Source organism: Pseudomonas sp. CCNWLW23, from assembly GCF_037095675.1.
GTDB classification, from domain to species: Bacteria; Pseudomonadota; Gammaproteobacteria; order Pseudomonadales; family Pseudomonadaceae; genus Aquipseudomonas; species Aquipseudomonas atacamensis.
In genome coordinates, this window is record NZ_JBAWKM010000027.1 from 1 (window position 1) to 13926 (window position 13926).

The window sequence follows — 13926 nt, forward strand, 5'->3', positions numbered from 1 at the left end:
CGCTCCCACAAAGGGCCGTGCCGATTCAGTGGGAAAGGGCAGCGAGGACTTCAGCGACTGATCCAAACTCCCGATCAACCCCCGGCAACCCCGGGCGCTTCAACACCAGCACCGGCACTCCCCGCTTACGCGCCACCTCCAGCTTCGGCTCAGTCGCGCTGCTGCCGCTGTTCTTACTGATCAGCACATCGATCTGCCGGCGCTCGAACAGCGCGCGCTCGTCTTCCAGCAGAAACGGCCCACGGGCGCCGATCACTTCGCAGCGCGCGTTGCCGGGATAGACGTCGAGGGCGCGCAGGGTCCAGAACTGGTGGGCGGGGATTTCGTCGAGGTGTTGCAGCGGTTCACGGCCGAGGGTGAACAGCGGGCGGTGGAACGGTTGCAGCGCTGTGATCAGTTCGGCCCAGTCACTGACCTCGCGCCAGTCATCGCCTGCTTGCGGCTGCCAGGCGGGGCGGCGCAAGGCCCAGCAGGGAATGCCGGCAAGCTGTGCCGCGCGGGCGGCGTTGGCGCTGATTTGTGCAGCGTACGGGTGCGTAGCGTCGAGCAGCAGATCGATGCCTTCATCGGCGATGAACTGCGCCAGACCCTCGGCGCCGCCATAGCCGCCGACCCGAACCTGGCAGCGCAAATCGCTCGGCACCCGGCCAACGCCGGCGAGGCTGTAGATATGTTGTGGGCCGAGCGTGCGGGCAATCGCCAGCGCTTCAGTCACGCCGCCGAGCAGCAGGAGCCGTTTCATGCAAAACCTCCGGCGTGCCCGACAATCCCGCCCTGACGATCAATGGCAAACACCTCGACCTGGATCTGCGCCGGCACTACGCTGCGAGCGAAATTCAGCGCATAGCGACAAACCTCATCCCCCAAAGCAATGCCCGCCGTGCTGGCCATGGCCAAGGCTTGTTGGCTGGTATTGGCTTCGCGAATGCCTTGCTGCAACGCCGGGTCGGCGCCAATCGCCGCCGCCCATTCGGCCAGCTGCGGCAAATCGATGCTCGAATGCCGCGAATGCAGATCCATATGCCCGGCGGCGAGTTTGCTGATCTTGCCGAAGCCGCCGCACAGGCTGAGTTTATCCACAGGTACTTTGCGCAGATGCTTGAGCACCGCACCGACGAAATCACCCATCTCGATCAGGGCGATTTCCGGCAGGTCATAGACCCGTCGCATGGTGTCTTCGCTGGCGTTGCCGGTGCAGGCGGCGATGTGCAGATAGCCGTTGGTTTTCGCCACGTCGATGCCCTGATGGATCGAGGCGATGTAGGCGGCGCAGGAAAACGGTCGGACGATGCCGCTGGTACCGAGGATCGACAGGCCGCCAAGAATGCCCAGCCGTGGATTCATGGTTTTCAGCGCCAGTTCTGCGCCGCCCTCGACATTGACCGTGACCTCGAAGCCGCCACCGTAGCCGGTTTCGGCGGCGAGCAAGGCCAGGTGATCACTGATCATCTTGCGCGGCACCGGATTGATCGCCGGCTCGCCGACGGCCAATACCAGACCCGGTCGGGTCACCGTGCCGACGCCGACACCGGCGTTGAAGCGAATTCCCGGTTCGGCTGACAGGCGCACCTGTGAGTAAAGCAGGGCGCCGTGGGTGACATCAGGGTCATCGCCGGCATCCTTGATCGTACCGGCCTCGGCGCCGCCCGCGCTCAGGCGGCAGAACTCCAGGCGCATCTGCACCTGTTTGCCCTTGGGCAAAGTGATGTGCACCGCGTCGGCAGCGATGCCGGTGAGCAACAGGCGCGCAGCGGCGAGGCTGGTGGCGGTGGCGCAGCTGCCGGTGGTGAGGCCGCTGCGCAGGGGCGCGGGTTGTTCGGCGGTTTCGTCACGCATCGAGGGGTTTGACCAGTTCCAGCAGGGTGATCGGCAATGCCTGACGCCAGGTGTCGAACTCGCCGAGCGGCTGCGCCTGGGCGACATGGATGCGCGTCAGCTCACCGCCGTATTGTTCGCGCCAGTGCATCAGGGTGACTTCGCTTTGCAGGGTCACGGCGTTGGCCACCAATCGGCCGCCGGGCTTGAGCTGTTCCCAGCAGGTCTCGAAGACACCCTCACGGGTGACGCCGCCGCCGATGAAAATCGCTTCCGGACGTTCAAGGCCATTGAGCGCTTGCGGCGCCTTGCCGCGAATCAGGTGCAAGCCGGGTACGCCCAGCGCATCGCGGTTGTGTTCGATCAATTGCTGACGGCCCTCGTCGGCCTCGACCGCCATGGCACGACAGCTCGGGTGCGCACGCATCCACTCGATGCCGATCGAGCCGCTGCCGGCACCGACATCCCAGAGCAGTTCGCCGGGCTTCGGCGCCAGACGGGCGAGAGTGATGGCGCGCACGTCGCGCTTGGTCAACTGGCCGTCGTGACGGAACGCCGAATCGGGCAGACCGGCGAGGCGCGACAGGCCGGTAACACCGGGGTCGGCCAGGCACTCGACAGCGACGACGTTGAGGTCGGCGACCGCCAGGTCGTCCCATTCGCTGGCGCGGCGTTCGATCCGCCGCTCGGCGTCGCCGCCCAGATGTTCCAGAACTGTCATGCGACTTGGGCCGAAACCACGTTCGCACAGCAATTGCGCAACGGCGGCCGGGCTGCTGCCGTCATTGCTCAGCAACAACAGACGCACGCCGCTGAACAGATGCGCGTTGAGCGCCGCCAACGGACGCGCCACCAGCGACACAACCGTCACCTCCTGCAACGGCCAGCCCAGGCGCGCCGCCGCCAATGCGCAGGACGAAGGCGCGGGAATGATCGCCATCTCGGCGCTCGGCACATGACGCGCCAAGCTGGCACCGACGCCGTAGAACATCGGATCACCGCTGGCCAGCACGCAGACCGGCTCGCCACGCGACTCGAGCACCGGCGCGAGGGAAAACGGACTCGGCCACAATTGCCGCTCGCCGCCGATGCACGGCGGCAGCAGGTCCAGCTGACGCTGGCCGCCGACGATCCGCGAAGCGCCCAGCAGAGCACGCCGGGCATTCTTGCCCAGGCCCTTGAAGCCGTCTTCACCAATACCCACAACGGTCAGCCAATCGCCCATTTCATACTCCAGATCCTGCGTCCAGCGAAGCGGGCGACATGATAACGCGACAATCGATAACTGGCTGCTGTCCTTTTTTCAGGAGCGCCGACATTGAATGTTTACATTGTTTTTTGTGATTTTTCGAGTTCTTCGCAAGTATTGAATCGGCGTTCCGCTGAAAGTACTTGTGAATATCTGGAAGGTACTTTTTTAGTAGATTGAATAATCGAATGGATAATTGAAATGAGCGATGTTTTGAACAGTATCTCGGCACTGCCCAACCAAGGCAGTGCGACAGTGATGGGGAATAATCTGTTGTCCTTCTTTTCCGGGTTGACGCCGGAAGACAAACGATTCGTCAAAGACAGTATGCGCTGGGCAGAATACAGAGCCGATTTGCGTCATAACAGAAACAGTGAGCCAGCTGCTTGGTTCGAATATTATTCTGGGGTGCTTTGGTCTGTCGGCTGGAGCCTGGAGCAGGCTCCGGTAATCCATGTTGACAAGAACTTTACCGGCAATGCGCTGGACGTCTGGGCGCGATCCTTGTCGCAACAACTAAGTCGGGAGAAAGTCGGGCTAATGAAGGAAGCGTTCCATATGCTTGAGACACATTCAGATGCAATAGATGTATTTAGAGGTGGCGCTCGGGAATGGAGCGATTTTCGTTTTTCCCCTGCTCAGTACAATTTCAATAGGGAATTGGAAATTGTCATCAGTAATGTTCGCTTGCTTGACGCGAAGTGGCCCTCTACCTATTTGTTCTGGACTATTCAGCATACGGGTTCAGAGCTTGATATCCGCTCCAGGCGCTTCTTGATCAGGTCTGCCGCGATAAATGAAAATCGGCTTCAGTTGGCTGCAGCAGTACTTGATATGCGCACGCGTGAAATTGAGTTGGCTCAGGGCGCTTGATGTTAGTTGGGGAGCTTTGTTTGCTGGTTTGTATGATGGTCTGAAATTAAATGCATGGATTTTCGATTTGATTAACTCCGGCGCTGTGATTAATTTGTTTTCCACACCAAGTCGGTGTTTTAACCAAGAAAGGAATCCATTTATGACTGAGCTGAATAAAGATGTAATCTCCGCTGTTGAGCGGTTTAGTTTGATTGCGCAAACCAATGACTTTATCGCTTCGCAGCCAGTGCTGCGCTCGCGTTCGGCAAGTGTTGGCAGTAGCTTGCCGATTGATAAAGATGAACTGAATGCTGCAATCATGGGCTCGGGTATTGCAGGCTTTGATGCAAGCATGTCCAAGCGCAGCAAACGAATCGTTAAAAACACCTACATGTATGCCGATCTGGTTGCCTTGCTCAAATATCCGGCGTCCAACCAGAAAGAACAGCGCTATAACGAGTTTATGCGATTGATGAAACTGGCTGGCTGGTTTGCTTTCAGCCAGCCTTATAATCGATATACCGCTACTTCGCAAAAGCTGACCATGGACAATGTTGTCCTGTCTGTTCTGCATACCGCTGTTAGTGCAGCAGTAGGACAGGGCCAGGCAGCCCTTAAATTATTGTCCACTGTGGCAGATGCGACCATGGATGCGCTGAAAAATGAACCACAGGCCCTGACGCTGTTCGAGAACAACTCGAAGAAAGCCGAAGGTGGCAACTTTTGCATGAGTGCGGCTTCGCAGGATGATGAAGGTGGTATCACCCTGGCAATCGCTGCTGTGCAATATCTGGCTTCGGCTCAACCTACCAAAGTACTGTTTGTAGAGTGGGCTACATCTGCTGTGGAGATTTATAACGCCGGCGCCACGATGTATATGGATGAGGAAGACTATGCAATGGTAGAACCGTTGATTGTCAAGGCTCTGACTGAGCAGCGTGAGAAAGCGCTCAGCTACGAATTTGGCCAATCGGTCTGAAAGTGATTAATGCCAGAGGCGCAAGCCTCTGGTTTTTTTTGTGGGAGATGCAAATGTTCGCGATTTCGAAGGTTTTCGTATGTGCAGGGGCATTAGTGCTGGTGAGTAAAGAGCTGTCGGCATCTGACATTGACGATAGTCTCGATGCGCTGCTCTATTCACAAACGGTCGCCTCGCATAAAGTTCCCGATGCTGTTGAATGCGATGCATGGAATGACGCCAATAAAACGGCTTTGAAAGTCACCGGTGCTTTGTTTTTCGACGATCCGGTTATCAGCGCGCCGGTCACTACGCCCGATACTTTTACTCTGCTGGAGTTGACTCAAGAACTCTTGCAAGGATGGGCGCCGGCAGTTTTGAACCAACAGGTAATTGCCAATCTGACCTCGCAACTGGAGAGCAACGGTGCGGCCCTTGAGTTGCTTCAGCGAAATATTCTGCAAGAGGGCAAGTCGATTCGCTTCATGCTTGGCAGCGTATCTGCGGAATCGACGCTTACGATGGTCGTCATTTCGTTTGCCGTCAAAGAGCCTGTTCCGGGCAATGTGCTTGAGCGACGCTTCAATGCTGAGCAGATAGTGGGCAACCTTGCTGTTGATTGCTACAAGGCTCTTATAGATGCCGATGATTACTGTTTCTCGAGAGCCAGGATTATTGCGTTATTGGGTGAGCGGCGCGAAAAGCAGATTATCGCCCTGACCTGAGAGCGCGGCAGAGGCAACAACTGAAGCCTGCCTGCCCCACCGGTCGAGACAGAGGGCAGACTTTTCATACCGGTGGGCAAAGCAGGCATAATACTGCGCCTTCGCCCGCGAAGCGCTTCTGCCACACAACCGGTCAGCCCCTTGAACGAACGCCCGATGTCCACCGCCTTACGCCCCTCGGCCTGCCCGGGGTTGCTGCGTATCGTCCAGGCACTGGACGGCGGTATCTGTCGGATCAAGCTCGATGGCGGTTCGATCAGTGCTGATCAGGCCGATGCGGTGGCCGCTGCCGCCGAAGCGTTTGCGAGCGGTGCGATCGAAGCGACCAATCGCGGCAACCTGCAGATTCGCGGCATCGGTGCGCAATCGGCGGCGCTGATCGAGCGCTTGCTGGCCGCTGGCCTCGGGCCAAAGAACGCTGCCGGCGACGATGTGCGCAATCTGATGCTCAGCCCGGCCGCCGGCATCGATCGGCAGATGCTGATCGACACGCGCCCGCTCGCAGGGCAAATCCTCGACACCTTGCAAAGCCATCCGCGCTTCCATGAGTTGAGCGCCAAGTTCGCCGTGCAGCTCGATGGCGGCGAAGCACTGGCAATGCTCGAGCATCCGCATGATCTGTGGCTGTCGGCATTCGAGCGTGACGGCGAAATCCTCTGGGCATTCGGTCTGGCCGGTTGCCCGACCGATCGCCCTCTCGGCGCTGTGACTCAGGACAACGCTCACGCGCTGGTGGTCGCCGCGCTGGAACTGTTCCTCGACCTGGCCCGGCCAGAGCAAACACGGATGCGCCATCTGCTCGATGAGTTGCCCAGGCTCGCGTTTCTGGAATCGTTGCGCGAGCGCGTATCGCTCAAGGCAATCAGCAATTGGCAGCGCCCGGCGTCGGCAGACGCGCTGCACATCGGCGCTCATCAGCAGAACACGCAAGGCCGCTGCTACGTCGTCGCGGTGCCGCCACTGAGCCGTCTCGATCCGGCGATGCTGCGTGGCGCGGCGCAACTGGCCCGACAGTCTGGCGATGGCAGTCTGCGCTTCACGCCGTGGCAGAGCCTGCTGCTGCCGAACGTGAAAGCCACGGATACCGACAACGTGCTTGAGCAGTTGCGGGCGTTGGGCCTGCTGACGACCGACGCCGAACCGCTGACAAGGCTGATCGCCTGCACCGGCGCCGATGGCTGCGGCAAAGGCCTTGCCGACACCAAGCAGGATGCCCGGCAACTGGCACCTTTGCTGCCCGCAGGGCTCAGCGTGCACCTGTCGGGCTGCTCGCGCTCCTGCGCCGCCGCCCATTGCGCGCCAGCCACGCTGCTGGCCGTCGCCCCCGGTCATTACGACCTCTATTTTCGCGATGCAGCACAGCCCGGATTCGGCACGCTGCACGCCTGCAACCTTACTATTGAAGCGGTCGCGACCCTGCTCGACGCCCGCTCCCGGAGCCCCCTTGATGCTTGATTACATCCGCGACGGTCAGGAGATCTATCGCAACTCCTTCGCGATCATTCGCCGCGAGGCCAATCTGGCGCGCATTCCCGCCGATCTGGAGAAACTCGCGGTGCGGGTGATCCACGCCTGCGGCATGGTCGAGGCCGTCGACGGTCTGCAATTTTCCGAGGGCGCGGGCAAGGCCGGGCGCGATGCTCTGGCGGCCGGTGCGCCGATTCTCTGCGACGCACGGATGGTCTCCGAAGGCGTGACCCGCGCGCGTCTGCCGGCCAATAACCAAGTGATCTGCACTTTGCGCGACGACAGCGTGCCTGAGCTTGCCCGTGAGCTGGGCAACACCCGCTCGGCCGCCGCGCTGGAACTGTGGCGCCCGCACCTTGAAGGCAGTGTGGTGGTGATCGGCAACGCACCGACCGCGCTGTTCTACTTGTTGGAAATGCTCGACGCCGGCGCGCCAAAACCGGCACTGATCCTTGGCTTCCCGGTCGGCTTCGTCGGTGCTGCCGAGTCGAAAGCGGCACTGGCCGCCGACAGTCGCGGCGTGCCGTTCGTGATCATGCAGGGTCGCCTGGGCGGCAGTGCCATGGCCGCCGCCGCCGTCAATGCCCTCGCCACGGAGATCGAATGATGGAGGCCAAAGGACGTCTGATCGGCCTCGGTGTCGGCCCCGGTGATCCGGAACTGATCACCGTCAAAGCCTTGCGCCTGCTGCGCGAATCGCCAGTGGTCGCGTATTTCGTGGCCAAGGGCAAGAAGGGCAATGCGTTCGGCATCATCGAGGCGCATCTGGTCGAGGCGCAGAATCTGCTGCCGCTGGTCTATCCGGTGACCACCGAGGCGTTGCCGGCGCCGCTGTCCTATGAACAGGTCATCAGCGATTTCTACGACGAAGCCGCTGTGGCGGTCGCCGAACATCTGGATGCCGGCCGCGATGTGGCGGTGATCTGCGAAGGCGACCCGTTCTTCTACGGCTCCTACATGTACCTGCATGACCGCCTCGCCAGCCGTTATGAGGCCGAAGTCGTGCCCGGCGTGTGCTCGATGCTCGGCGGCGCTTCGGTGCTCGGCGCGCCGCTGGTGTATCGCAATCAGAGCCTGTCGGTGCTTTCCGGCGTGCTGCCCCAGGAAGAATTGAAGCGGCGTCTGGCCGATGCCGATGCGGCGGTGATCATGAAACTGGGACGCAACTTTCCCAAGGTGCGTCAGGTGCTGGAAGAACTCGGTCTCGCCGAGCGCGCGCTGTATGTCGAGCGCGCGACCATGGCCAATCAGAAGATCGTGCCGATGGATCAGGTCGAGCCGATGTCCTCGCCGTACTTCTCGCTGATCATCGTCCCGGGCGAACGGTGGCAAGGTTGATGAGCCAAGCGACTCCCGCCATCGTCATCCTCGGCCAGGGCAGCCTCGCCACGGCGCGGCGCATTCAACAGGTCTATCCGGCGGCGCAAATCCATGGCCTTGCCGGACGGGTTGAAGGCGCCGACAGCCGCTATGAGGAATTCGGCGCGACCCTGCGCGCGTTGTACCAACAGGACACGCCGATCATTGCCCTTTGCGCGGCCGGCATTGTCATTCGCACACTGGCGCCGCTGTTGCTGGAGAAAGGCGCCGAACCCGCTGTGCTGGCGGTGGCCGAAGACGGCAGCGCGGTGGTGCCGTTGCTCGGTGGCCTCGGTGGGGTCAATGTCATGGCCCGGGAGATCGCGGCGGCGTTGCAAGTGGCGCCGGCGATCACCACCAGCGGCGAATTGCGCTTTGGCACCTGCCTGCTCAATCCGCCGAGCGGCTATGCACTGGCGGATCTGGAGTCGGGCAAACGCTTCGTTTCCGACCTGCTCGCCGGGCACAGCGTGCGCATCGAAGGCGCGGCGCCATGGCTGGATCAGGCGCAGTTGCCGCAGGATCCGCAGGCGCAGCGGTCGATTCATGTGAGCAGTGCGCAGCGGGTGGCCAGTGCCGATGAATTGCTGATCTACCCGCGCAGTGTGGCGGTGGCGGTGAGTGCTGAGGTGGCGGATCTGCCGAACGCCATTCGCACTGCGTTGCAACAGGCCAGCGTCGCCGTGCCGGCACTGGCGTGTCTGGTGGCAGCAGACGCTGAAATGGCCGCATCGAATTTGCGCGAAGCTGCGCTCGAGTTGGGCGTGCCGCTGCGCTTCGTCGCGGCGCAAAACGATCTTCAGACGTTGGCCCGGGTTGCAGTGCCTGCGGCGAAGGTGATCAGCGCAGAACATCTGGCGATCGCGATTGCCGAGCAACCGCTGGACGTCGCGCAGATCGGCCGCCCGCGTGGTCGCCTCGCGGTCATTGGCCTTGGCCCCGGCGCCGCCGAACTGATGGTGCCAGCGGTGAAAGCCGAACTGGCCCGCGCCACCGATGTGCTTGGCTACGAAACCTACGTGCGCATGGCCGGCCCGTTCCGCGACGATCAGGTGCAGCACTGCACCGACAATCGCGAAGAAATGCAGCGTGCCCGCCATGCCTTCAGGCTCGCCGCCGCAGGCCGCTCGGTGATCGTGGTTTCCTCGGGCGACCCGGGGGTATTCGCCATGGCCGCTGCGGTGCTCGAAGCCCTGCACGAATCGGACGATCCGGCGTGGCACAGCGTTGATCTGGAAATCCTCCCCGGCGTTTCCGCCTCGCTGGCCACTGCGGCTCAGGCCGGTGCGCCGCTGGGCCACGACTTCTGCGTGATGTCGCTGTCGGACAACCTCAAGCCGTGGGCGATCATCGAGAAACGTCTGGATCTGGCCGCCGAAGCGGATCTGGCCCTGGCGTTCTACAACCCGATTTCCCGGGCGCGCCCGTGGCAGTTGGGCCGGGCGCTGGAGATTGTTGCGCAGCACCGCTCGCCTGAAACACCGGTGGTGCTCGGTCGGGACATCGGCCGGCCGGGGCAGACGCTGCGCACCACGACCCTGAGCGCATTGACACCGGAACAGGTGGACATGCGCACCATGGTGTTGATCGGCTCTTCGACCACCTGCACCTTCGCCCGTGCCGGGGGCGGTGAATGGGTGTACACGCCGCGTTGGTATGGTGAAAAACCGCTGTCCTGAAAAACCCTCCGCTCATGCAATTCTCAGCGACGGGAAAGTTTGAGCGGTTGTAAGTCCGATTGAAGTTTCAATTGTTTTCCACCAGCAATAAACAATGGTCATGTCCCACAGGGCAGGGCCATTTTTTATGCCCGACGGTCGCGCCGGTCCGCTAATTATTTCGCTGCCGTTACAGCGTACTGCTGCGGTGTTATCAGATATTGCCGGGGACAAGCTTTGTATTCCTTGTTGTTTGTGTGGCGCGTATTCGCCCACTAGGGTGCTGTGTTCACAGCACTTGTCGAGTGTCGTTCAAATCAATCTACCGCTCTGCAGCGGCGCGAAAGTGTGTGCGGTCAATGAGCCATTTAATAAACAAGGAGTGTGCAATGGCTTTGAAAAACGATTATTCGTTCGGGCGAGCGTTCGTATCTGCGCAAGAGTATTCGGTGATCTCCAGGGCGTTACGGGAGTTCTCTGCCTCGGCGCAGTACCAAGCGCTGAACGACTGTTACCAGCAAGCCAGTCAAACGACCGATCCGGTGTCGTTGTTGACCCTGGCGAGCCTGTTTCAAGAGCAACTTGCAGCGCTGCTCAAACGCAAGAAAACCCCTGTCCCGGTGGCTGTCGATGACATTGCGCGCGGGCTGCAACATTATCTGTCACGGCTTTCGACGACCGTGGAAATGTTGTCGGGGCTGACCCGGCCGGTTCCGAAGGTTATCCATTTCGTTTGGGTTGGCGGCAGCGAAGTCGGGGTCAATCAGCGCGATTACATGAATATCTGGCGTCAGGTGATGGCGGCGGAGGGTTACCGCTTCAACCTTTGGTACGACAGCGATGCGTTGCTGGCTTTCGAGATGAACCGGGTCATTCTCGACAGTGCCAGGGCTGATGCGATGGCGTCCGGTGGCGCTGCACTCAAGCATGCCGGGCAACTGGCGACGATGATTGAAGACCGCGCACGGGTGTTGAAACAGCAGATGTTCGACTACCTCAGCCAGCCGAAGTGGAATGGGCGAGCCGATCAAGCGCGCATCGATCTGATGGTGCGTGCTTATGGCAAGGACCGCGCGACGCTGCGGGCTTTTCGTCAGCGCTGCCTCGACAGCCATCTGGCGATGGTTGGCGCGGATCTGCAATTACGCGATGTATCTCACGCCTTTGCCGATGACTTGCTGGCGGACGTTTACCGCCGCGAAGTGTCGATGCGCGGCAACTTTGCCGCAGCGAGCGATGTGGTGCGCTTGCAGGCAGAACTTCGTGAAGGCGGGCGTTATACCGACATGGATTATCTGCCGCCACTGCTCGATAAATTGGGCGGTGTCGATATCAGCGATTACAGTCAGACGCAAAAGATCGGTGTTCTGCAACTTCTGTTGAACAACAACCCGCAGTTGATGCCTGGACGCGATCCGCAGCATTACCCCGACAGAACCGGCAGTCTCCCAGAACAACATAAACAACTTCTCGAGGATTTTGCTCGCAGCAAACCGGACCCGCTTGAACTGTTCGTGCCGCCGCAAACCGTGGAGGCCGGCGAGAACGGCTTTCGCATGGGGCTGCAAATCGGCGAAGAAATGAATGCACATTTCATCGCCCAGCCGGGCAGCGGCATGACGATGTCGATCATGCAAGTGATTCGGCTTAATTACGACGTGCTTACTGAAGTTGAAAGACGCATGGCCAACTCGGGATCCGGGTGGGCCGACAGTGAAACCCTGACCACGGTCGCTGCGGCAGTCATCGAAGAGATGTTGGTCAGGTCGAACTTCACCAACTGGAATGAAGCTTATGCCTACCAATTGCTTAAAGCGGTTGTCACCTATTACCAGGACGGCATTCGTAATGACGCGGGAGGCACGGTAACGCTCACCGGCCCCGGCGCGGCCCTCGCCGGATTGCATGAATACATTGAAGCCAATTGCGATCCGTTTTTCACTCGTCAGGTGCTGGCGCAACAGCGTTTGCGCGAGGGCTACAACGTCAATACCGAAGAGGAAACCATTTCCGGCTGGATCGTCAGGGGCACGGAAAAGGACTGGCTGGAGATGGAACACGCCCGGTGGGCCGAGGGCAAGCTGAAATCCCGTTATGCCGGACGCTTGTCCGACCTGCTCAGTGATCGAAGCCTGACCTTCGAGCGCGGCTGGCCCGTTGTCGAGGGCAAACCGGTGCTGTTGACCGCGGTGCTGCAACGTTTGATGGATGATCTGGGCGAGCCGTTCATTCGAGCGATGCGAGACAAGCTGAGCGGGGAGGTTACCTTCGATCAAACCGTGGTCATCGACTTCGACACCCGCCAACAGGTGCTGGCGCAAGGACCTGTCGTGGTGCCGACCTCCCGTGGCGCGGATTCCGTCAGCCATCTCAACGAACTGTTCAGCCGCATCGCCCACGGAACGCTGCCGCTGGAGCAACTGAGCCCCACAATGCGGGTCGTGCTCGGCGGCATTTTCGGCGCGACGAGCGTGGACGATGGCGGGTTCGCCGATACCTGGCAACAGGTGCGCGACCTGGCCATCGCCACCGACCGCGACGGCACTTTCGCGCGCTACGATGCGATTGAAAAAGCCGTGCGCCAGCGCCGCTCGGCGGCGTTCGAGAACGGGCTGGAACGCGACCTGCCGACGGCCACATCGACGACCCGCGAACTCAAGGTGCAAGCCATGTCCGAGCCGCTGACGCTGCGCCAGTGGGGCGAGCGTATCGGCCAGATCAAGCGCAGCGCCCGGCAGGAGTTCCGCACGCAGATCTTGCAGCGCAGCGGCCAGGTGCGTGACGTCTTTTTCAAGGCTGGCGCGGTGTCGGTCAAGCAGTTGCCGCAGGATCTGTTGCAGCACAACGCAGGCGACCCGGGGCGTCGCTGTTATCCGCTGGTGCTGCTGATGGGCGCCGCCGTTGCAACTGGCGAGCCGGCGGAGCGGGCGTTGGTCGGGCATGTCGCCAGCGCCAGCGCGAGTCCCGACGAACTTGGCTCGCGGGCGTTGCGCAGTGCGCTGGACGAACTGCGCGCCTTGCCCACCGGCGAGGTCGGCAGCGCTCGCGGCGTGCAGCGCATGGACAGCATCATCGCCGCGCTGGACGCCAGTGCGGCACCTGCGGTGCTGCTGCTCGACACCGGCGACCACGCCCTGCTGCTGGCCAAAGTGCGAACCGGTGAGCACGCGGCCTATCGCTTCTACGACCCCAACTTTGCTCTCTATGGGTTTGCCGATGGTGCGCAGTTGCAGCGTGGCGTAGAGCATTATCTGAGCGCAGACGATAACGCGCTGGCGAAGCTTTACGGTCTGGGCGATGCGGCCAATGCGCCATTCAACGTGATCGAACTGGACACCTCGGCGATCGCCGAACGCAGGCTGTCATCGGATCTGCGCGTGGACAGTTTTCTGCACAACGCTGCACTGGCCGATCCGCAGGGAGCGTCGATCTGGCACAAGCAAGCGCTGGCCCGTACCCGATCTCTTGGCGAAAACGCTCGACTGGGCGCCAGTCTCGCGCAACTGGACGCACGCTACTGGGCCAGCGAGTTCGAGCAGGCGACCGAGCGCTTGCGCCTTGAGCACAAGGTGGCGGGTGATTACGTGCCGTTGCTCGATACCCTCGGCAACAAAGCCGACGGCGGCCACAGCATTACCCTGATCGATCCGCGCAATGCGCAAAACACCCTGACGGTGATCACCCGCGATTCGCGCTTTCAGAAAATCAGGCAATACGTCGAACGACTCGTGCAGGGCGGTGCGGCCAGGCCCGGGCAGACGGCTGACCACGACGGTGGCAGCCGGCTGAGTTTCGCCTTTGCGATCCAGACGCTGATCAGTGAAATGCGCCAGCGCGATT

The 13926-nt window shown here is 61.0% G+C and carries 11 protein-coding genes; 8 read left to right on the forward strand and 3 right to left on the reverse strand.

What is annotated here, in order from left to right; translation table 11 throughout:
* Positions 1-25 precede the first annotated feature (25 nt).
* The 3 genes from V8J63_RS24935 to cbiE are packed head-to-tail and all read right to left on the reverse strand — an operon-like array spanning position 26 to position 3040.
* Positions 26-742: a cobalt-precorrin-6A reductase gene (locus V8J63_RS24935; RefSeq protein ID WP_336464782.1), complete on the reverse strand. Its 717-nt coding sequence runs from the start codon at positions 740-742 to the stop codon at positions 26-28.
* Entirely contained in the window at positions 739-1836 is a 1098-nt protein-coding gene (locus V8J63_RS24940; protein WP_336464783.1) for a cobalt-precorrin-5B (C(1))-methyltransferase, read from the reverse strand. The genes V8J63_RS24935 and V8J63_RS24940 overlap by 4 nt, the downstream gene beginning before the upstream one ends.
* A complete protein-coding gene (gene cbiE, locus V8J63_RS24945) occupies positions 1829-3040 on the reverse strand; it encodes a precorrin-6y C5,15-methyltransferase (decarboxylating) subunit CbiE (RefSeq protein WP_336464784.1) in 1212 nt (403 codons plus the stop codon). Before cbiE ends, V8J63_RS24940 begins: the two co-directional genes overlap by 8 nt.
* Positions 3041-3265: 225 nt before the next feature.
* Here cbiE and V8J63_RS24950 point away from each other — a divergent pair, with 225 nt between their 5' ends.
* From V8J63_RS24950 to V8J63_RS24985, 8 genes are all read left to right on the forward strand, one after another.
* Positions 3266-3937 carry a hypothetical protein gene (locus V8J63_RS24950; RefSeq protein ID WP_125926241.1) on the forward strand — a complete coding sequence of 224 codons (672 nt, stop codon included), beginning with the start codon at positions 3266-3268 and terminating at the stop codon, positions 3935-3937.
* Positions 3861-4898 (forward strand): hypothetical protein, encoded by a 1038-nt coding sequence (locus V8J63_RS24955; protein WP_336464785.1) that lies wholly within the window; start codon positions 3861-3863, stop codon positions 4896-4898. Before V8J63_RS24950 ends, V8J63_RS24955 begins: the two co-directional genes overlap by 77 nt.
* Before the next feature lie 53 nt (positions 4899-4951).
* Positions 4952-5602 (forward strand): hypothetical protein, encoded by a 651-nt coding sequence (locus V8J63_RS24960; RefSeq protein ID WP_125926239.1) that lies wholly within the window; start codon positions 4952-4954, stop codon positions 5600-5602.
* A 156-nt stretch (positions 5603-5758) separates the two neighbouring features.
* Complete coding sequence (gene cobG, locus V8J63_RS24965; RefSeq protein ID WP_130902844.1) at positions 5759-7057, forward strand: precorrin-3B synthase; 1299 nt, start codon at positions 5759-5761, stop codon at positions 7055-7057.
* Positions 7050-7676 (forward strand): precorrin-8X methylmutase, encoded by a 627-nt coding sequence (locus tag V8J63_RS24970; RefSeq protein WP_024011415.1) that lies wholly within the window; start codon positions 7050-7052, stop codon positions 7674-7676. Before cobG ends, V8J63_RS24970 begins: the two co-directional genes overlap by 8 nt.
* Entirely contained in the window at positions 7673-8407 is a 735-nt protein-coding gene (locus tag V8J63_RS24975) for a precorrin-2 C(20)-methyltransferase (protein WP_024011416.1), read from the forward strand. Before V8J63_RS24970 ends, V8J63_RS24975 begins: the two co-directional genes overlap by 4 nt.
* Positions 8407-10107 carry a precorrin-3B C(17)-methyltransferase gene (gene cobJ / locus V8J63_RS24980; protein ID WP_130902843.1) on the forward strand — a complete coding sequence of 567 codons (1701 nt, stop codon included), beginning with the start codon at positions 8407-8409 and terminating at the stop codon, positions 10105-10107. Before V8J63_RS24975 ends, cobJ begins: the two co-directional genes overlap by 1 nt.
* 368 nt (positions 10108-10475) lie before the next feature.
* Positions 10476-13926, forward strand: a 3451-nt coding sequence (locus V8J63_RS24985) for a TcdA/TcdB catalytic glycosyltransferase domain-containing protein (RefSeq protein ID WP_336464786.1), incomplete at its 3' end; no start/stop codon positions are given.

Coding starts and splice junctions, on each gene's coding strand:
- V8J63_RS24935 (WP_336464782.1), bottom strand. CDS start 742: ATGAAACGGCTCCTGCTGCTCGGCGGCGTGACTGAAGCGCTGGCGATT.
- V8J63_RS24940 (WP_336464783.1), bottom strand. CDS start 1,836: ATGCGTGACGAAACCGCCGAACAACCCGCGCCCCTGCGCAGCGGCCTC.
- cbiE (WP_336464784.1), bottom strand. CDS start 3,040: ATGGGCGATTGGCTGACCGTTGTGGGTATTGGTGAAGACGGCTTCAAG.
- V8J63_RS24950 (WP_125926241.1), top strand. CDS start 3,266: ATGAGCGATGTTTTGAACAGTATCTCGGCACTGCCCAACCAAGGCAGT.
- V8J63_RS24955 (WP_336464785.1), top strand. CDS start 3,861: ATGAAAATCGGCTTCAGTTGGCTGCAGCAGTACTTGATATGCGCACGC.
- V8J63_RS24960 (WP_125926239.1), top strand. CDS start 4,952: ATGTTCGCGATTTCGAAGGTTTTCGTATGTGCAGGGGCATTAGTGCTG.
- cobG (WP_130902844.1), top strand. CDS start 5,759: ATGTCCACCGCCTTACGCCCCTCGGCCTGCCCGGGGTTGCTGCGTATC.
- V8J63_RS24970 (WP_024011415.1), top strand. CDS start 7,050: ATGCTTGATTACATCCGCGACGGTCAGGAGATCTATCGCAACTCCTTC.
- V8J63_RS24975 (WP_024011416.1), top strand. CDS start 7,673: ATGATGGAGGCCAAAGGACGTCTGATCGGCCTCGGTGTCGGCCCCGGT.
- cobJ (WP_130902843.1), top strand. CDS start 8,407: ATGAGCCAAGCGACTCCCGCCATCGTCATCCTCGGCCAGGGCAGCCTC.